15 protein-coding genes and 2 pseudogenes are annotated in these 18,996 nt (G+C 64.3%); 3 read left to right on the top strand and 14 right to left on the bottom strand.

Annotated elements, in window-relative coordinates; genetic code table 11:
* From NF20_RS15115 to NF20_RS15070, 11 genes and pseudogenes are all read right to left on the bottom strand, one after another.
* A pseudogene (locus tag NF20_RS15115) lies at window positions 1-758 on the bottom strand (IS1634 family transposase); the annotation flags it as partial.
* Window positions 759-1,073: 315 nt separating this feature from the next.
* Window positions 1,074-2,540 (bottom strand): IS1634 family transposase, encoded by a 1,467-nt coding sequence (locus NF20_RS15110; RefSeq protein ID WP_019733492.1) that lies wholly within the window; start codon window positions 2,538-2,540, stop codon window positions 1,074-1,076.
* Window positions 2,541-2,783: 243 nt separating this feature from the next.
* Window positions 2,784-3,470 (bottom strand): GNAT family N-acetyltransferase, encoded by a 687-nt coding sequence (locus NF20_RS15105; RefSeq protein WP_033711170.1) that lies wholly within the window; start codon window positions 3,468-3,470, stop codon window positions 2,784-2,786.
* An 81-nt stretch (window positions 3,471-3,551) separates the two neighbouring features.
* Window positions 3,552-4,460: a hypothetical protein gene (locus NF20_RS15100; protein ID WP_155947468.1), complete on the bottom strand. Its 909-nt coding sequence runs from the start codon at window positions 4,458-4,460 to the stop codon at window positions 3,552-3,554.
* A gap of 1,496 nt (window positions 4,461-5,956) precedes the next feature.
* A complete protein-coding gene (locus tag NF20_RS27265) occupies window positions 5,957-6,163 on the bottom strand; it encodes a hypothetical protein (protein ID WP_155947467.1) in 207 nt (68 codons plus the stop codon).
* 656 nt (window positions 6,164-6,819) lie between these two features.
* Window positions 6,820-7,296 carry a hypothetical protein gene (locus tag NF20_RS15095; RefSeq protein WP_155947466.1) on the bottom strand — a complete coding sequence of 159 codons (477 nt, stop codon included), beginning with the start codon at window positions 7,294-7,296 and terminating at the stop codon, window positions 6,820-6,822.
* 205 nt (window positions 7,297-7,501) lie between these two features.
* The gene (locus NF20_RS15090; RefSeq protein ID WP_033711164.1) at window positions 7,502-7,879 is read right to left on the bottom strand and encodes a YbaB/EbfC family nucleoid-associated protein; all 378 of its coding nucleotides are present in this window, start codon (window positions 7,877-7,879) and stop codon (window positions 7,502-7,504) included.
* Between the two features lie 1,547 nt (window positions 7,880-9,426).
* A pseudogene (locus NF20_RS28945) lies at window positions 9,427-9,672 on the bottom strand (hypothetical protein); the annotation flags it as partial.
* 31 nt (window positions 9,673-9,703) lie between these two features.
* A complete protein-coding gene (locus tag NF20_RS15080; RefSeq protein ID WP_234793015.1) occupies window positions 9,704-9,970 on the bottom strand; it encodes a hypothetical protein in 267 nt (88 codons plus the stop codon).
* A 9-nt stretch (window positions 9,971-9,979) separates the two neighbouring features.
* Window positions 9,980-10,285 carry a type VII secretion target gene (locus NF20_RS15075; RefSeq protein WP_179944041.1) on the bottom strand — a complete coding sequence of 102 codons (306 nt, stop codon included), beginning with the start codon at window positions 10,283-10,285 and terminating at the stop codon, window positions 9,980-9,982.
* 68 nt (window positions 10,286-10,353) lie between these two features.
* Entirely contained in the window at window positions 10,354-11,949 is a 1,596-nt protein-coding gene (locus NF20_RS15070; RefSeq protein WP_255343466.1) for a DUF4226 domain-containing protein, read from the bottom strand.
* Window positions 11,950-12,974: 1,025 nt separating this feature from the next.
* Between NF20_RS15070 and NF20_RS15065 the strand changes: the two genes are divergently transcribed.
* A complete protein-coding gene (locus tag NF20_RS15065) occupies window positions 12,975-14,693 on the top strand; it encodes a hypothetical protein (RefSeq protein ID WP_255343465.1) in 1,719 nt (572 codons plus the stop codon).
* 12 nt (window positions 14,694-14,705) lie between these two features.
* The gene (locus NF20_RS15060; protein ID WP_033717337.1) at window positions 14,706-15,035 is read left to right on the top strand and encodes a hypothetical protein; all 330 of its coding nucleotides are present in this window, start codon (window positions 14,706-14,708) and stop codon (window positions 15,033-15,035) included.
* A gap of 97 nt (window positions 15,036-15,132) precedes the next feature.
* Here NF20_RS15060 and NF20_RS15055 read toward each other — a convergent pair whose 3' ends face one another.
* The gene (locus NF20_RS15055) at window positions 15,133-15,435 is read right to left on the bottom strand and encodes a hypothetical protein (protein WP_033711168.1); all 303 of its coding nucleotides are present in this window, start codon (window positions 15,433-15,435) and stop codon (window positions 15,133-15,135) included.
* Window positions 15,436-15,695: 260 nt separating this feature from the next.
* On the opposite strand from NF20_RS15055, the gene NF20_RS15050 reads away from it, so the two are divergent.
* Window positions 15,696-16,181, top strand: a complete 486-nt coding sequence (locus NF20_RS15050) for a hypothetical protein (protein WP_033711169.1) — start codon at window positions 15,696-15,698, stop codon at window positions 16,179-16,181.
* Window positions 16,182-16,772: 591 nt separating this feature from the next.
* On the opposite strand, the gene NF20_RS15045 is transcribed toward NF20_RS15050, so the two are convergent.
* A complete protein-coding gene (locus NF20_RS15045) occupies window positions 16,773-17,585 on the bottom strand; it encodes an ATP-binding protein (protein WP_033711543.1) in 813 nt (270 codons plus the stop codon).
* Window positions 17,582-18,996 (bottom strand): IS21 family transposase (gene istA / locus NF20_RS15040; protein ID WP_033717336.1); only part of this gene is annotated, 1,415 nt, incomplete at its 5' end. The genes istA and NF20_RS15045, both read right to left, overlap by 4 nt.

Raw genomic sequence — 18,996 nt, 5'->3', positions numbered from 1 at the left:
CCCTGCCGCGTGCAGGGCGACCTGGTTGGCTTCCGAGATCATCCCGGCATCAGCGACGACCGTGACGTCGGTGAGTTGGTGAGCGGCCTTGAACGCGTTGATCACCGGCAGCATGGTCGCGGTCTCTGCCTTATTGCCCTCAAAGGCCGCCACCGTCAACGGAACCCGCCAGCATCGGTCAACAACCCCAGGGTGATCTGCGGGTCCAACCGTCTTTCCTTGGAGAATCCGGGCTCCCGGAACCCATCACCAGCATCGGTCTCGAAGTGCAGCGTCGACACGTCATAGAGCACCAGACTGGCCGGACCCAATTGCGCGTGGGCAGCGCATGCGGTCGAAAGCGCTTGCCGGAAAGCGGGTTTGGCGAACACCGGCAGACGGCGGTTCAGCGTCGGATACGACACCGGGACGACCCCAGTCTCCTCGACGACCCGAAGTGAATCGGCCTTGCTGGTCGGTTCGATGATCCGGGCCAACACCAACTGACGAAACGCCTCATCCCCATCGGCGACGTTGGCGAACCCGACCTTGTCATAAGCAGCGCACAATGCTTCCCACAGCAGCGCCGACTTCGAGGACGTGATCGGCAACGGCTCGGCCGCCGAACGTTCGGCCAAGCCAAGGTCGAGTTGCGCTTGGCCGGCGGCCAGTCGCTGCGCCGCGGCAGCCTTCAAAGCGGCCACCCCGGCCTCGTCATGCGCCGAACCCAGATGCTCGATCCGGCGTGACCCGCGCCGCGAGGACCACACGACCTGCACAGCCATCGCCCCCGAGGATGTCTTCACCGTGCGCACATAGGCCACGCAGGCACCCTACGGCCCACCGGCTAGTGCACAAATCCGCACCAGGCCACAACCGAAGACACAGGTCACAGCCCTACACAACCGCCGGATCGCCGACAGTGATAAAAGTCAGGTAAGACGTTCGAATCCCCTTAGCTCCAACGCGTTTGGGCCCAGTCAGGCGTCAGTCGCGAGGCACGCCCGCCGCGATGAGACCATAGCCGGATGACTACCCATACCTGCACGGGTTGCGGGCTGGAAACCCGCTACTCGTACCCGACTTTTATCAGGCTAGTGCGCACGTAGGCTGTGGATGTTTGCGAGGATTTCGGCGAGGTCGGGTGGTGGCGGTTCAGCAGCGGTCAGGGTGTGCTTGCCGGCTTGGATAGTGACGGTACGGTAGCGGCGTGCGGTGCGAACGAATTTCTTAATGCTCCAACCGGTTTGGTGCTCGATCCAGTGCGATACCGCCATCGCGGCGAAGACAACGCTGAGGTGGGCTTCGATGGAGTCGCGGGTGCGGTGATAGATCGGGCGGGCTTGCAGGTCGTGCTTGGACATCCGGAACGCCTTTTCAATGCGCCACAACTGGTGATACGCCTCGATGACGAAAGTGGCCGGTTGGCTCACCAGGTTGGTGGTGTATCCCTTCCACCCGGCCAACGCCCGGGCCTTGGCCTCCAGTGTGCGATTCACGCTCTTGGTAGCCCCGGTGAGCTGGATGTAGCGGTTACGTTTGACCGGGGCATGCCCGTCAACAGCACGTTCGGCCTTGGCCACCTGCTCATCGATCCCCCGCAGCGTGCGCCGGGCCCGGTCATGGCGGTACTGGTAGTGGATGATCCGGTCCGGGATGCCGCGGGTTTTCTCGCCGCTGGTTGATGGCCAGGGCTGGGTGAGCACCAGGCCGTCGGGGATCGCCTCATCGGAGTGCTTGTCGCGCCACTCGCGCACCACATCAGGTAAAAACGGAATCCTCGCGCCGAGAATGTAGGACAGCCCTGCCGCGTGCAGGGCGACCTGGTTGGCTTCCGAGATCATCCCGGCATCAGCGACGACCGTGACGTCGGTGAGTTGGTGAGCGGCCTTGAACGCGTTGATCACCGGCAGCATGGTCGCGGTCTCTGCCTTATTGCCCTCAAAGGCCGCCACCGTCAACGGGAACCCGCCAGCATCGGTCAACAACCCCAGGGTGATCTGCGGGTCCAACCGTCTTTCCTTGGAGAATCCGGGCTCCCGGAACCCATCACCAGCATCGGTCTCGAAGTGCAGCGTCGACACGTCATAGAGCACCAGACTGGCCGGACCCAATTGCGCGTGGGCAGCGCATGCGGTCGAAAGCGCTTGCCGGAAAGCGGGTTTGGCGAACACCGGCAGACGGCGGTTCAGCGTCGGATACGACACCGGGACGACCCCAGTCTCCTCGACGACCCGAAGTGAATCGGCCTTGCTGGTCGGTTCGATGATCCGGGCCAACACCAACTGACGAAACGCCTCATCCCCATCGGCGACGTTGGCGAACCCGACCTTGTCATAAGCAGCGCACAATGCTTCCCACAGCAGCGCCGACTTCGAGGACGTGATCGGCAACGGCTCGGCCGCCGAACGTTCGGCCAAGCCAAGGTCGAGTTGCGCTTGGCCGGCGGCCAGTCGCTGCGCCGCGGCAGCCTTCAAAGCGGCCACCCCGGCCTCGTCATGCGCCGAACCCAGATGCTCGATCCGGCGTGACCCGCGCCGCGAGGACCACACGACCTGCACAGCCATCGCCCCCGAGGATGTCTTCACCGTGCGCACATAGGCCACGCAGGCACCCTACGGCCCACCGGCTAGTGCACAAATCCGCACCAGGCCACAACCGAAGACACAGGTCACAGCCCTACACAACCGCCGGATCGCCGACAGTGATAAAAGTCAGGTTTCAAGCACGATCGATCCGAACGCGGCATGACAATGGCGCCGCCCGAGAAGAAGGTGCGGAGCTGCCGTCGGCCCTGTGCAGGGCTACAGCGTCCGGTGCCTGACAAAGAACGTCTCATCTGGTTTCGGACGCAGGCGGTCACTATTGCTTCCGGTGGCCATCCCCATCGGCAGCGGCTCACCCGAGGCGAGTACGTCGAATCCACGCTCGCCGTAGAACTTTCGCAATTCGGTACGCTGCGAGGAAAACTGCCCATACAGCATCACGATGCGTCCCCGGTCCGCTATCTTCAGAGCGCGTTTGACCAAGCGTGATCCGTAACCCTGTCCGCGGTAGTCGGGATGGACTGCGACCAGGTGGAGCTTGGCCGTATGCATGGCTGTGGCAATGAACTGCCGGAACCAGTCGGGCCAGCTCTCGGGGACATCCAGCGACACCGTGCCACCGTCGCGATCCCCGATCATCTGCTTCCAGAGGCGAAAGTGCGCACCGAACCACAAGATGCCGGCGACCTCACCATCCACCTCGAGCGTCTTTACCGCCCCTCTCGCGAAGTACCAATCGTTGAACGGCGTCGTCATGAGCCGATCCAGATTCTCGCGACTCGATCGGCCAATGGCGGTCCCCAGCACCCCCGATTCACGCGCCGCAATCAGCTGAGCCGTAGCTTCCTGATCGACCTTCTGAATGCCCGCCATCGCGAACCACTCCCCTAGGTTCGCCAGTTCGTCACATGACGTATCGCGGATCTGCACATCGTGCCTAGCCATCACCATCATCCCCCGACCGTTGTTCGGCTCCCAAAATAACTGCCGAGGCCGACACATCAGCTCAACGCAGCGGTGGCATCATCAGACCCAGCCCAGCTCAACCTCGACCTGCTGCAACGCCGCCGACATGCGTTCACGCACATCACCGTCCGGATCGGCAGCCAGCGCCGCATACGCCATATCAGCCACTGGCAGTGGTCGCGAAGCCCATCCGGCGACCACCTCGAGCGTGCGGCACACCGTCCACGCGTCGCGATACACCGCAGCCTTCCACTCCTCCGGCGCTCCAACCGCCTCCGGGCGAAGCACTTGAGCGGTAAGGAATTCCGTCGAGGTGACCTGCGCGTACTGCGCCCACTGCTCGCTCGTCAGCTCGCCGCCGCCCGTCACCGTTGCCCACGCACGGGTCAACTCCACGGGGTGCTCCAAACTGCGCGCGGCCTCCACCATCTCACCAGCAACCGGGACCATCACGCGGTCCACATACACCTGCTCGGCGCCAGTCAGCCGAGTCAGGCGGTCGTAGAGGTCCGCGTTCTCCATCTGCAGACGATGAGCGTGCATGCTGTCGAGCACCGGGATGGGATCCTCGAGCGTCAGTGGCGACCGCTCGAACGTGCACTGGTCCGCATACTCGGTACCGAAATCCCGGAACTGGTCGATCGGGCCCGTCGTCGCAGCCGCCGCCAGCCGCCAGCCGCCAGCCTGCCGGCCACGGGCATACTCCACCATCACTTCCGCGGGATCACGCCACCCGAACCACGTCCGGCGGAAATCAGCGCTGACATCGGCAGCCAGGAGTCGCACGCCGCGAGGAACGTACACCCCGGCCGGGATGTACCCCGACCCCTCCGACGACATCACAACAGTCTCAGAGCCCTCACTGGACCTAAAGATCCCCACCGCCCAGTCCATCGGGAAGCTGACCATGCGGCAGGCATGCTGCAGCTGCCACGCCAGCGCCGCCGCCGACTGAGCATCCTCGGTCAAGAGCTGCTGAGGCCTCGCCGACATCGCCGAACTCACCACCGCCGCCGGCACCAACGTGGCCCCCGAATTCACGGCCGCCCCGGACGGAGACGGTGCCACCGCCCCACCACCGCCGCCACCGCCCGACGACGAACCCACCGGCATGACAGCAGGCGGAGAAGCAGGATTCCCCATGCCCGTCGACGGCAGCATCATCGGAGGCGCAGGCGATCCCCCCGACATCACAGGCGGAGCAGAAACCGGCGTCCCCGCCGGCGCAACATGCACACCCGCAGCCCCGGCCGGACCCGCCACACCAGGACCACCCCCGGCCCCGGTCAATGGCTGTACCGACGGAGCGGGATTCACAGCCGCCGGCGGAGGCGCCACAGTCGAAGCCACAGGAGGAACCGCCGAACCCGTGCTCGACAACCCACGCGCAAAAGCCGCACCCGGACTAGCCGCCGCAGCCGGACCGCCCCCCGAATTCGTCAGCCCCGCAGCTGGATTCGCAGAAGACAGACCATTGCCCAGTCCCGATGCAGGATTCTGCCCCAGACCACCCATCACCGACGACAACGGCGACGACCCACCACCAAGACCGGACCCAAACCCGCCCGCGCCATTACCACCACCAGACGGAACACCGCCACCGCCTAACGGCGAGAGACTCGGACGAGACGGTGTCGGATTGGTTGGCGTGCTTGGCCTTGAGCCGCCTGGAACCGCACCAAATTCCGTGCGTTCACTTCCGGGCGCTTGGCCAAATTGGGCTCTCTCGGCGCCGGGAGCAGAGTCGCTGCGGTCGGTGCCAGGTGCCCGGGGCTCGGTTTTCGTCCCGCCTGTGTCGGCTTCGGTCGGCTGAGGAGGCGCTTCCGCCTTCTTCCGTGGATCGTCGCCCTCGCCCTGGTGTGCTTTCGTCTTATTGTCGAGCGGTCTCGTTATTCCGGGACTATCATTTGGCGCCGGCTTAATAGGGTCTGCTGGAGGCGTTAGCTTCGTCAGGCCCGCGAGTTTGGTCTGATGATTCGCCACCCATTTGGTGTCCAGTCCAGATGCTGTGGTTGCGCCACGAGTCGATGCGAGTCGGGCAGATGCATTGTGCTCGGAGACAATTCCAGGTATCTCTGCCTTTGACTTGGCCTGGTTGATTTTGTCGTGCGCCGCTTTATCGATATTGGAATGCTGTGTTGCAACATTATTTAATATCGATATCTGCTCACGGATAACTCTTGCTGCGTCTGAATGCGCCTCCGACAGGATGCGGGCTTCTTGAGTTATCTCCCGGTGGACACGATGCATCGACTCAGAGCCGATGGATTGAATACTGCACTCCCGCGCCGAATTGGCAGTACTGCGCGCTTCGTGGCGCGCAGCCCACGTTGCAGCTGCAGCCTCATGTTGTGCTGCTGCAACTTCGAGCGGGGCCACCGGTGGGGTTTTGATGTCGGGTGTGATGATCAAATGCGAGTACGAATTATTCCCCACATGCGCCATATTTTCCCCACCAAATCTGATCAGTTCAAACCGCAGCTTGTCTTGAGCTGCTCGCTCACGGCATTTTGATCGTCGATCAGTTTGTCAAGACTAGTGCCTAACCGCTGCACTGCGGCATGCTGCTGTGCGATCGAAAGCGAGTTGTACTGGTCAATTCCATTGCGTACGGAGACCGGCGTGGCCGGATCAACCTGGGTGCGGAGATATGCGGTTTCCGCTAGAACCACACGTGTCTCATTTGCACGCGCCCGAACGCGGTCTGCGCTATCCCAGCCGGGTGGCAGCTCCGCGACAGCATTTGATGCGCGTGTCATCTCAGTGGCGGCATTGTCCCAGGCGACACACGCCTTCGACTTTGCAGCGCTGACCTCGGAATTCGTGTAGACGGGCTCGGGGCCTGGTAACGGTTGCGAAGGCCGAGAAGTGTGATGCCCCAATGTACTGACGGCAGCTAGAACCATCGCCACGAATGCAAGCATTAGGAAGCCCGCACCGACGATCAGAGAACTCCGCGAAGCCCTTTTCGGAGAGGTTGGTTCTGATGGTGTGAGTACCGGATAGCTTTTCAGCGGCGTGTATGTAGCCATCGCTATATCAATTCCAGAGACTGCGCATTCGACACGTTCATCTCGTCATACGCGACGACAGCTTCGTCGCTTCGGTTATCTGCCGCCAGCATTCGCGCCTCCAAGGCTGCTGCTGCAGCTCCCGTAGCCGCAGCTTTCGCAGCTACCGACACGGCAAGAAATGAGAAGACCCCCGGCTGACAAGGAGGCGTCGGGGCATCGGGTAGCGATGTAGCTCCGCTCGCAGCCCGAGCGGTCACGTTGGCGATGCGTGCTTGCTCCGATGCCACATTAATGCTGACCATCTCATAGGCTCCCTATTTACAGGCAGCGGCGAGGGCCTCGCCCGCTGCTTTCGTTTCTCCCACCTTCACGTTCATCTCTGAGTCCGAGAGCCCGCGTGTGGCGCCGTCGACTTCGGCGAGCAGGGCAGCAACATACTTCGCAATCCCCGCCTTAACTGGCTCCGGAGTCGCAGGCCTAGTTTGCGACTTGAGGTATTCGGTCTCGACGATCGTGACTGATTGATACCGCGCGAGCGCATCCACTGCTTCAGGGCGTGTACGGTCAGGAAACGCCGCGAGGGCTTGCTGTACGGCCGTAAGCGGTTCGTCGATGGTCAAGCTTGCTTGGCAGGCCGCATTTTTCGCTTCGTCGATCTGAGATTCCGAGTAGCGCGACGCAGTCGGCACCACGGTGGTGGCGGTAGTGGAAGGCTCCAGCCGGGTCACAACACTAAGAGTGATCGCGACGACGGAGAAGATCGTGCCTAGCACTACCATCGTCCACAGCAACCAGCGGCTGCTTCGTGGAGAGGATGGCGAGTGCGGGGGCTCGGCGTCCGGCTGGCGTCCCTGCGGTTCGGTTCCGGTTTGCTGAGGCCATACTGCGTCCCGGGACCAAACTTCGGTCGCGGAGGTCGCTCTGCCCCCCGCGTCGTACTGGCCCCCACCGGTCATGACCTCGATGTTACGGCGCGGCCGCGACATTTGCCTACCACTATCGGACGTCCTTCAGCTCACTTTCGGCGAGGCCTTCGTCGAAAGCGACGAGGAAATCGCCTGGCCCGATCTCACCGTCCAATTCGGCCACCTCCTCATTGGCCGCGCCTTGGGCGATCAACAACGTCTCGTTGATCAGCCGTTCGAGGGTGAGATTCGTGTGGCGCTGAGTGGTCCCTTCGGCCAGCTCGATGAAGGTGATGGTGCCGTGATCGTTGACGGTCAGGGTGACTTCACCGTCGGGGCTTTGCGCGGTCAACGAGACATCGCTGCATGCGCGCTTCCATTCCTCGAGCTTGTTCCAGGCGCGTTCGAGTCGGGAATGCACGCTCTGGACATAGGCCTTGTCGCGGTTGTAGCGGTCGATGTCGATCATTGCGGCTCCTCATCGCGGGTGACGACGCGCTTTTTGCCCCGGCGGGCGGAGGTCACCGTGGTGGCCTTTTCGGCGGGCTTGGTCGGCTTGTCAGCGGCGGGGGTGGTTTGGTAGGTGCGGCGTCGTGCCACTTCGCCTCGCACAGGTTCGCTGTTGGGGACCGGAGGGACGTAGACCTCCTTGTTGGGCTCGCTGAGGCGCCTGGTGCCACCACCGGCTCCGCCGGCGCCCATGCCCATTCCGCCCATCGGCGGCATCATCATCGGTGCGCCTGCCGGGCTGGTCGTCGCGCCTGTTGTGGTGGTTGGGGTGGTGGGGCCCGCGATCGGTGGGGGTGGTGTCGGCGCGCCTGCGGTGGACATCATGCCGGTGCCGCCCGGTGTGAGCGGGGAACTGCTGGCGGCCGGGTCGGTGGCGCCTGCGCCGCCCCCTCCACCGCCGCCGACGCCGGGACTGCCGCCGAAGTCGCCGAGACCGAGGCTGGGCTCGCCCGAGCCGAGTTCGGGCTGCTGGAATTCCGATACCGCGCCGGATACTCCCTCCACCACCTGCGAGACTGCGCCTTGGGCTTGTTGAGCCATCGCTGCGGGAATGGCTGCGGCAGCGGAGACCACTCCGGTGAGCAGGCCGGGCAAGGTGCCGGCGAGCATGCTCACGGTCGTCATGGGGTCCGCGCCTGGCGTCCCGGTAGCGCCGGCGGGGAGGCCTTCGAGTCCGGCGAGGTCGCCGTTTTCTGGGTCGCCGAGCAGGGCCGCGATTTCCGGGTCGTCGGCTGCGCCGCCGAGGTCTGCGCCGGGAAGTCCGTCTTCGTCGACCCGACCTGCGCCCGGGTGTTGCGGGTCGGTGGCACGGTCGTCACCGGTGGCTGTTGGTGTGCCGGTGGTAGCGGCTGGTTCGCCGGAAACGATCGGCACGACCGGGGGTGGCGGTGGGGGCGCTGCGGGCAGTTCTGCAAGGTGGTAGGACTGCATCGAGCCGCCGGCTTGGTTGTGCAGGTTGAGGTAGCGGGCCTGGAGCTTCTCAAGCACTGGTGTGTACATGCCCATGGTTGCGGGCCTGGCGTTGAGCGCGGCGGTCTCAGAGATCTGGCGTTCCAGCGTGGTGAATTGCGCGGTGCGCGGGGTGCTGTTCTGGGTGTTGGAGAAGCGTTCGGAGTGGCCTTGTCCCGCGGTTTTGACGGTGTCGGCGTGGTCGGCCATCGAGTTGGCCCACGATTCGAAGCGGGTCAGGCCTGCGGACAGGGTGGGTCCGGTTTGGCCGGTCAGGGCGCTGTCGACGGTGGCTTTGGCGTTGCGTACCACGTGGGCTGCTGAGCGGAATGCTGTGGCGTGGTCGGCACAGCCGGTGATGAAACTTGATCCGGCACAGGGGTTTCCGGATTCCACCACGGCGGCGGTGACTCGGCCGTCGCGCGGGACTGCGGGTGCGATCGGCGCTGTCGGGTCGGGTGCGTTGACGGTGACAGCGGGAGTGAACGATACCGAGGCCGGCCCGGGATTTCCTTTGAGCGAGACCGTTTGGGTGTTGTTCAGGTTCATCTCGGTGTAGGCCGTGGCCGCCTGGGTGATCGCCGCGGCGGCCGCGGCCAGCACGGCTGCGCCGTCACTGGCCCGCGAGGAAAGGACCATGCCGTGCTCGGACAGGCGGGCGGCCGCGCTCGTGGACACTTCGTCTGAGGCCACCGGTGGGTGTGCGAGCGGCCGCGCCGCCGTCGAGCTCAGTGTTTCGGCGGCCGCCGTGATATGCCGGGCAGCGACAAGTAGCTGTTCGGCGTGCACCTCCAGGCTGGCCATCGTGGATCTTTCCCCTCGTAAAGATTGCCTGTTAGAAGTCTATGGTGGCCTCGTAGCGCTGCACCTGCATCTCCGTGGGGAGCGGGGTGAGCACCGTTTTGTTGTTGGCTTCCCATTGCAGTCGCATAGCGAGCTGGGATCGCATGAAAGCCAGGGTGTTCAGCCGTTGGATACGGTTGCTGAGCTCGAAGTCGGCCAGCTCCATCGCCTCTGGCTCCAGCTGGACCCCTTTGGTGGTGCCGTTGAGGTCGACGGTGACGATGATCGACGAATCTCTGCTTTTCGCCTCGAACAACACGGGTGCGGCCTAGGTGGAGATGTTGCCGAGGTCGTCGGCATTGTTCTGATTCATCTCGGCGAACTTGCTTCCGCCCTGACGCAGCTGCTCTGCGAGGCTGCTGTGGCGTTGTGCCTGGGCGGCCAGCGCCTGGTCGCGGGCCTCGACCGCTTCCTGGGCGGCGCGGCGAGACTCGTAGAACAGCGGGCCCCACGAGTCTGCGGCGCTGAGCACCTGGCCGTGGTCGTTGCGGGCGCCGGTGAGTTCGGTGGCGGCGTCATCGTGCTTCGCGGCCATCTGCTGCATAAGTGCAGGATCTGCGGCGATGGGCTCCATGGACATCGACGGTACTCCAATCTGGTGGTTGATCTCGGATGATGTGGGCGGGAGGGCCAGCTATTGGCCTAAGAGGGTCTGCTCAGGCCGGGGAACACATCGCGCAATCCCGATCCAGGCGCAGGCGCAGGTGCTGGTGCGGCGGCTTGGGCCACGGGTGCGGCAGGGGCTTGCATCACCGGTGGCGGCGAGGTCACCGCCACCGGTGTCGCGGCGGCCGGCGTGCTCGGGTGCATCCAGCCCAGGAAGTTGGTGCCTTGCTCGACCTTGTCGAGTGGCACGACCTGCCCGTTCACCCAAGCCTTGTTGTCGCCTAGGGCCATGATCTGGTGGTCGGTGTACTGGCCGATGTCACCGAACACGGTTTTGCCCGGTGACACGGCGTTGTCGGTGACGGGTGTGCCCGGCGGCGGAATCGGGATGTTGAAGCGGTTGAAGGCGTCGTGGACGTTGCCGCCGGCCAGCACTTCGCGGCTGGCGTTGGCCAGCGCCGGGTTGTCGACTTTGATGTCACCAAGGCCTTCGACCTTGACAGTGAGGTCAGGTCCGGGAGCGGGTGTTGCCGCCCCCGCGACCGGGGGTTGGCCAGGCTGGCCGGGCTCGGTGGGCTGGCCAGATTGCTGGTTATTGTTCCCGGCTGGGGTGGTCTGTTGGTCTTTGAGTTCTCCTGGCTTGTCCTCGTCGGGCTTGCCGGCCAGTTGGTCTTTGAGCTCGGACGGTTTGTCCTCTTCGGGTTTGTCGGCCGGATCGTGGGCGCCAGCGTCGCGCAATGCTGAGCCGATCGCCGGGCCGAGATCGGACAGGCCTCCCCCGCCTCCGCCGCCGAACGATGGGATCGCCGAGCCGAGTGCGGAGGGCACGCTGCCCAGGGCTCCCAGGGCCGGGCCGAGTGCTCCGCCCAGTCCCTGCATGAACGGATCCGAGGGAAGGCCACCGTTGAGCAGCGGGTCCATGGGCAGTCCCGGATCACCCGGGGTGGCAGGTGTGCCGGGATCCCCCGGCGCACCTGGCGCGGCTGGCTGTTCGCCGGAGCCGGGGCTTTCCGGATCCCCCGGCTCAGCCGGGGTGCCGTGCTGCTGGGCCAGTGCGTTGAGCCGTGCGCCGATCGCGTCCATCACCTTGGATTGGGACTCAGAGTCGAGCTTGGCCGTGTGGGCGACGTTCATGATGTCAGATGTCTTGCCCTGCAAGAACGTTGCGAACTCCTGCATGCCCGCGCGGGTGTTCATCGCGTCGGGACCGATGCGATTCACTTCGTCGATGATGGACTGCTTGAGGGCGTTGAGTTTTGTCTTGCCGGCCTCATCTGAGGTGGTCGCCGACAAGATGGCATCGGAGAGCTGAACGTCGGCTTCGTTCAGATCGGTGCGGTTTTTCGCCAGGGCGCTGTCGAGCTTCTTGACCGTATCGGCGGCCTTGCCGGACAGCTCATCGGATGATCCATCCGGCGAAGCTGGTTGCTCCCCAGCAGGATTGGGCTGTTGGCCTTGATTGTTCGGTGGCGGTGGATTGTTCAGACCCGGATCGGTGCCGCCGGTTGACCCGGCCGGTGCGGTTGGCGCCGAGTCGGCGGGTGCTGCAGGGGGTGTCACTTCGGCGCCGGTTTTCGGGTCGAACAAGGTGGGCCACTGGTTGCGCAGCGCCCCCAGCAGCGTGTCCTTCACGTAGGTGCTGCCCGGTGTGTCGTCCTCGTAGATGGCCTTGAGCTGCTGGAAGTCGAAGTTGTTCAGATTGCCCCGCCACTTGTCACTGTGCAGCTGGTTCATGATGTGGGTGATGGCCGAAACGACCTCGTCTTTTGTTGCCATCTCACATCACCTGAGTTTCGTGCTCGTCGTGGTCCCCGGACGTGCCGGAGTTGTCAGTGTCGTGGTCGTCTTCGGGTGTCCATCCCGGGCGAGGGCCAGTCATCAGGCCGTCGACGCAATCGATCAACTCCATGGCTAGACCGCCTCCCCATATCCGCATGAACCGGACCGTAACGGCGAAGAGGTTGCAACACCCACCACTGATGGGGATTGAAATCAGTTGTGAATTCCTGGTAGTCGCCACTTGTGGCGACTTGTGTGGACTTCGGCGACACGCCGTGACAGATGCGCGGTGTCACCGCGCACGTGGTGTAACACTGGTCGACAACATCGGCCACACCAGTCACTAAGGGGGACTGCCCAGCAGCACTGCCTGCCCTCACACCACCGAAACAACCACATATGCACGGCCCGGAAAAGCAATACCCCCGGGCAAATGCCCAGGGGTATTGATCCACCAGCAGAAGTAGCAGCTTCCGCTGGCAGGGCTCCCACGTTCACGGAACCAGATACTCAACCGATCTGGCTCCAGTATAGAAGGCCGCCTTCATGAGCCGCAAGACCTTACCCGACTCCCACGCGACCACACCACACCTACGCACACCCGTACCGCCCAAGCACGCGAATACCTCAGCACCACAGCGTCATTCGCAGGCGCGGACGTGACGGCAGCCACTCAGCCCGGCCCATCGCTGCACACCACACCGCCGGCGGCAGTGTGGAAGAAACTAGCCCCGCTTATCGCCGCGCCCGGGCGCACCCAGCTACGGCTGTACAACACCGACACCCAGAAGTTTTCGGACACTGGCCGTCTGACCGCATCGCTGCCGCTGCGGCCAGCGGCGGTGTATCTCTACGCCAGGGGCCGCACCCGCCTGCTGGTGCTCGATTTCGACGCCAAACACCACAGCGCCGAACAAGTCAAGGCTGACCTCGACACCGCCGCCAGGTGGATCCGCTCGTGCGGAGGCCAGTACGTCACCGACTCCTCCAGCACCGGTGGCCGCCACCTCATCGCCCCACTGGCGATCGGAACCTCAGCGTCATGTGACGAAATCACCCAGCTGGTCAGACTTTTCGCCGCCCGCCTCCCCACACTGGACATCACGCCGAACACCAACACAGAAACCGGCTGCATCAGCGTGCCCGGATCCGAAGACAAGACGGGAGGCTACCGCCAGCTCGACGGCAGCCTCGCCGACGCCCTGGAGACCTTCACCACCCGCTCAGATCCAGCGCTGGTGCCCAGACTGCTCATGTTGCTCGGCGCATTGAACCCATCGCCGCAACCCGCGCCGGCCGCCACCACCGCCCACGTCGACGACTACCTCGACGGCACCGCCGACGACATCCGCTTGGCCCCGCCATATCGGCGCACCGATGAACTGCCCGCCGACGTCGTCGACTTCGCCACCTACGGCATCGTCAACCCGAAACGGCTCACGTGGCAATCACAGCACGAGGCCCGAATGTCGGTCGTGGTCAACGCCTTCGCCCGCGGCTACAGCATCGCCGACCTGCGCACCAACATCGCTGCAGGCGGATGCTGGCACGACGGACTCGGCAACGCCTACACCCGGTACAAGAACCGCGCCGACCTCGCGCTGGCCAAGGACTTCAACAAAGCCCTGCACTGGTACATCACCAACGTCGTAAATTCCTCTCCCCCGCGGCACAAAGAAAAGAACTACTCACCGGGGGGTAAGACACAGGGATGGCGCGGCCCGAAGGATCTTCGGGAGTGGTTGGCCAACGCGCTGGCATGGGCTGATGGAGAGTACGCGGGAAAGAGAGCCCGTTGGACGGTGCGAGCGGTACTGCAAGCACTGGCTTTCTACGCTGTGGTGGCCGGTGAGAAGCGATCTGGGAGCTGGCTGGTAGGAGTCGGGGGTAGAGCACTTTCGATCGGCTGTGGGCTTCTCAGCGAGGACACAGTATGGAGGACACTTGCCGATCTACGTGAACGAGCCGGCTCACCACTGGTCCTGGTGCGCCCCGCGATCGGCACCGAAGCCGACACCTACGCCCTGACCACCCAGAACCGGATCAGCACCGACCCCGCCCGCGCGCAACGGGTTCGCGTCGAAGCCGTCCACCCGGCATGGAGCGTCATGGGCCATCACCTACGCGCGATCTACGAATTGGTTGCCTACCACGGCTTGACCCACAAAGCAGACCTGTACGCGGCCGCCGCCGTCCCGCGCGCCACCGGTGACACCATGGTCAGCGCACTCCAAATCGCCGGTCTGCTCACGAAATCCGGCTGGGGAACAGTGGGAATCGGCCACGTCACCCTTGACGACATCGCCCAACAACAACACCTTGAACAGGTACGCGAACAACGCATCCAGCGCCACCACGCCGAACGCGCCGCCTGGCGCACGTGGCTCGAGGAGCGCGAACGTCAACGCACCACAGCTCCTGAAATGCCTGCGGTCGCCCCAGCCAGTAGGGGCAGCGACGACGATCAGGAATACGCCGCTTGGCAAGAAGCCACCATGGCCACCGGGCCTCCCGAACGCGATGCCATCGATGACGAGCGCGAGGTGATCGAGATGCTCACCGAACTACTGGGGGCGCGGCTGGTCCGCGCCCGCTGAACGAGAACGTGTGTGCTCAGCATGCACCGCGGCCAGCGCTGCATCGACTCGGTGACCGAACTTCTCAGCACGAGAACGCCATTGACGGTGGGCCTGCACGGCGAGCCGACGATGAGGATCGGCCCGCCCGGGAAATTGGCGGGCGGCCAGCGCCGCGGTGTTGCGCGACTTCATGGCCAGCAGCACCGACAGCACACGTGGCGCAGTGTCATCGGCACACAACAGGGCCCACAGCTGGTCGTCGCGATCGGCGGGCCGGGCGTTTCTGAGCGCCAACTGCCCCAGCTCCTCATCACCAACGGCAGTCAAGTCCAGGTGCCCGAGGGAACGAGTTCGGGTTGAAACCAGTGAAGAGTGTTTAGCCACAGTGCCGCCTCTACGCGCCGTACCAGCCGATAGCGCCTGAACGTATCCGGCCAGGGGCACCTATGCCCTACACCTACGAGGCCTGCTTATGCAGTTCGCGATCGTTGAGCAACGTGGTGGCGGTCTCGCGGATCAACTCGACCGGATCGACGCCCTGTTCCTTGGCTACCGGAAGCAATTCCGTCAGCAGATCGCCGTACTGGCGGATCAACGTCGGCAGCTGCCCGTCAGACCGCTCGGACAACGTATCCAGCCAGTCCTTGTGGCAGCGAACCTTCAACGTCGCGCCCATCTGGCGAGTGTCGGATCCTTGACGACGCTTGCGGCGAGAGGCCTCGTCGTCGAGTACCGCGGTGGTGCTGAACTCGAGTGTCATCCCTGCTCCCGTATGCCATCGGCGGCGTGCACAGTCGTGGCCGGATCGTTTCCGGAAACCGCTGCGGTCTTCAGAAGTGGTATCTAGCCTGGTCACGCCATATTTCGACAATGACTGAAGTTTAGAGCACGCGAATCTATTCCGGAAAGAGGCCGTATCGGTGTGTCGCAGCCCGACAGTATGCAGAAAATTACCGTATTACTCGGAACTATCCCCGGTGGAGTGCCGAACTATTCCGGAAATCCGCTAGAGTTCCGTATGTGAGCGACGCGGCCGCCGGCGCCCCGTGGCCCAACGGCGAATACGGCGAAGTAGTAAGTCCCTCGGGACGCCGCGCCTACCTGGCCGCCCAAGCCGGCCGCCTCGCAGGCCGCACGCCTCGCTGGGCCACCGAGCTCGCTAATCGCCACGACTCCCCCATCGAAAGCGAACGCGGCCACATCGTCGGACGCAAAGGCGCCGAGGCGTGGTTCCTTATCGCCGACTCGTTGGAACAACACCTACGCACCATCGGCCTGTGGCCGCCCACTACCAACCAACAGCCCACCCAAGACTTCGAGCAGCTGCTCATGCTGCAAGGCGCCGACCTCGAGGCATCCCGCCGCCGCGAACAGGAACTGCAAGCCGAAGTCGAGAGGTTGAAACAAGACCGCAACGAACTACTCGACACCATCGCGACACTGAGCCAAACGATCGCCTCGCTCAGCCAGGTATCGAAAGCAGTACCCGCCAAACCAGCGCACTGAACGTTACAGGCGGCCAGTTGCGATACCCAGCGATAGTGTGGGCTCGCCCGGTGATTCTCTATGCCGGATACTTTCGTCACTGTGACGCAGGTGGTGCCCTGCGATGGGGCCGCTGAACAACTTTGAGGCTGGTCGCCCCATTAAGCGGCCGCCGGAACACTCGCACCGACATCGAAGCCTGCGCGATCCTGTGAGCATCAAGTCAACGTGCCGCGCGGGCATCCGACCTGTCCAGAGCCAGCGCTTGCCCGTGCCTCCCGTGTTGACCCACGACTCGTATTCCCTCCTCCCTTGGCGGATCGCCCAGACGCAGCGAAATCATCAACCCCGGCCCATCACGGGCACGTTGTGCAGCCGAACGCTAGCCCGCCAATTAACACCTGCATGGCGGGCACTCGACACGACGCGAGCTGGGCGCTGCGGCGCTGCTGTCGACGCGCCACTCAATTGCACCGGGCTGCACACCGCGTTTGCCGCCAGCGAGGCTGTCGCCTGCCAGGGTGATGGGACCTCTGGTTTGCCATGAGCATGGGACCGGGTTGTTCCGGTTGTAGGCCGTGCGTTGATGGTGACCGATGGGGTGGTTGCCGGTCAATCCGACGGAGTCGGAGGGGCCGGCTTTTCCGGTCGGGGCTTTTGGCGTTGCCGGTAGGACTGGCCTTCGACGACGAGTTCGTAGGCCGCTGATTGCAGGCGGTCCATCGCGGATTGAGCCAGCAGAGGATCGGCCATCATGGTCAGGATCTCGGGCGGTTCGCGGTTGCTGGTGATGATCGTCGAAGCCTTGCGGTGGCGTTCGACGATGATCTCGTAGAAGTCGGTAGTCTCGGTGGCTTCCAGGCGGTGCAGTGCCAGATCGTCGATGATCAATAGCTCGACGCGGTGCAGTTTGCGCATCTCGTCTTCGTAGCTGCCGTCCAGGCGTGCTCCACGCAGGCGTTTGAACAGTTTGTCGGCCCGTTCGGTGTGCACGCTGTGAAGCCGTCGTACCGCGATGTGGCCTAAGGCGTTGGCCAGGAACGTCTTTCCCACGCCGACCGGGCCCATGACGAGCACGTTGTAGGCATCGGCGAGGAACCGCAGCGAGATCAGCTCGGCCCACAATTGCTGATCGAACGCCACGGCGGTGGAGTCGTCCCAGGCTTGGAGTTGCATCGCAGGATCGAGGTGGGCAGCCTTGGCCCGCCGCGTCGCGGACTCGCGGTCGCGGCGGGTGACCTCATCAGCGAACAACAGCTCCAAAAAGTCGTGGTGCGGCAGCCGGTTGGTGCGGGCCAGCGCCAGCCGCTCCGGGAGGGTGTCGAGCAGCTGACCGAGTTTGAGGCGGCGCATCAACGCTTTGAGCTCGCCGGAGACCTCGATCGGTTTGACCGCCGGCACGGCATCGGGGCGGGCCGGGCTCATGAGGGCCTGCGGACCGAGAAGTCGGAGCCATCCCGCACGAACCTGGACGCCGCCCCGGGTGGTTTCGGTATCAGGGGCATCTGTTCACCGCCGCCGCGGGTCACGATCCGCTCGATCAGTCCGACGTCGATGACTTCGGCATCCAAGGCACGCCGGCAGGCGTCCTCCACGGCGGCGGCGCTGTGGCGGCGCACCAGCCCCAGCAGCCGATAGACCTGGCGCATCTTGGTCCACGGCAGCGGGTGTTCCAACACGGCGGCGGCGTAGGTGCCGACGTGGGTGCCGTGGGCAGCAGCCTTGCGCTGCAGCGCATTGATGTCGCGCATCGCATAGACCGACACGTGCGCGGGCAGATCAGCGGGGTCGGTGTGCCGCCGGCCCGGGGCCATGACGGGGTGGACCTTGATCAACTCACCACGCCAGTACAGCTTCACCGCGTGCGCATCCGTGCGGGCCTCGATCCGCTTGCCGACCAACTCGCCGGGCACGCTGTAGAGCGCTTTGGCGATCTGCACATGCCGGTCTGAGGCGACCTTGGGATGGGTCCAGACCGGGATGTCGAACACATCCTCAGGCACCGGTCCCAGCGCAGGGAGTTCCTCGGCGGCGAACACCTCGGCCGGGCGCAGCCGGGTGGTGCCATGAATCCGCAACCCGGCGGTCTGCGCACACCACAGCCGCGCCCGTTCCCGGCAATCCCCGAGATCCCGGAAGTGTTCTCCGGCATAGAAATTCGACCGCACGTACTGCACCATGCGTTCTACCCGCGGCTTATCTTTGGGGCTGCGGACCCGCGTCGGGTCAACAGCGAACCCGCGGGCCTGGGCATACTCCCGGAACGCGTCATTGAGCCGGGGTTCGGTCGCGTGTGCGGTGGTGACGATGGCTTTCATGTTGTCGGGGATCACCACCGCGAACACCCCGCCGAAGAACACCCACGCCGCTTCGAACCCGGCGATCACATCGTTAAGGGTCTGGCGGTAGGTGGGCCAGACGAACATGTGCCGCGAATACACCGCGGTGAAGATCAACCCGTGCACCACCCGGCGCCGCCCATCACCAGCATCGATGAGCAGACCGAGGCGGCCGAAGTCGACCTGCACCTCCGCACCGGGTTCGCAGTCGGCCACCGGCACCGTGGCTTGGCGCCGCCCGAATCCCAATTCAGTTGTGGCGTAACGGTGCAACGTCCGATACGACACCACCACACCCCGGCGGCCAAGCAGCGTGTGGATCTTGGTCAACGTCAACCCGTCTTTGAGCCACGCCTTGATCTGCTCATGCTCAGCGGCGATCGTCTCCCAGGCAAGGCTCTTGCCAGTCGGCCGGTGCGGGCGAACCTCGGCGATCACCGCCGCGAGCAGCTCATCGGTGAGCTGACTGTCTCCGCCGTCACGGTCGAGCCCGCAGG

The sequence above is a fragment of the Mycobacterium sp. MAC_080597_8934 genome (genome assembly GCF_000523975.1).
In the GTDB taxonomy this organism is placed as follows: Bacteria; Actinomycetota; Actinomycetes; order Mycobacteriales; family Mycobacteriaceae; genus Mycobacterium; species Mycobacterium avium.
This window is presented reverse-complemented; position numbering and strand designations above follow the sequence as displayed.

Bases quoted from the DNA above. Each gene is read 5' to 3' on its own strand.
- NF20_RS15055 (WP_033711168.1), bottom strand. From the start codon at position 15,435: ATGACACTCGAGTTCAGCACCACCGCGGTACTCGACGACGAGGCCTCT.
- NF20_RS15075 (WP_179944041.1), bottom strand. From the start codon at position 10,285: ATGGAGCCCATCGCCGCAGATCCTGCACTTATGCAGCAGATGGCCGCG.
- NF20_RS15045 (WP_033711543.1), bottom strand. From the start codon at position 17,585: ATGAGCCCGGCCCGCCCCGATGCCGTGCCGGCGGTCAAACCGATCGAG.
- NF20_RS15090 (WP_033711164.1), bottom strand. From the start codon at position 7,879: ATGATCGACATCGACCGCTACAACCGCGACAAGGCCTATGTCCAGAGC.
- NF20_RS15105 (WP_033711170.1), bottom strand. From the start codon at position 3,470: ATGGCTAGGCACGATGTGCAGATCCGCGATACGTCATGTGACGAACTG.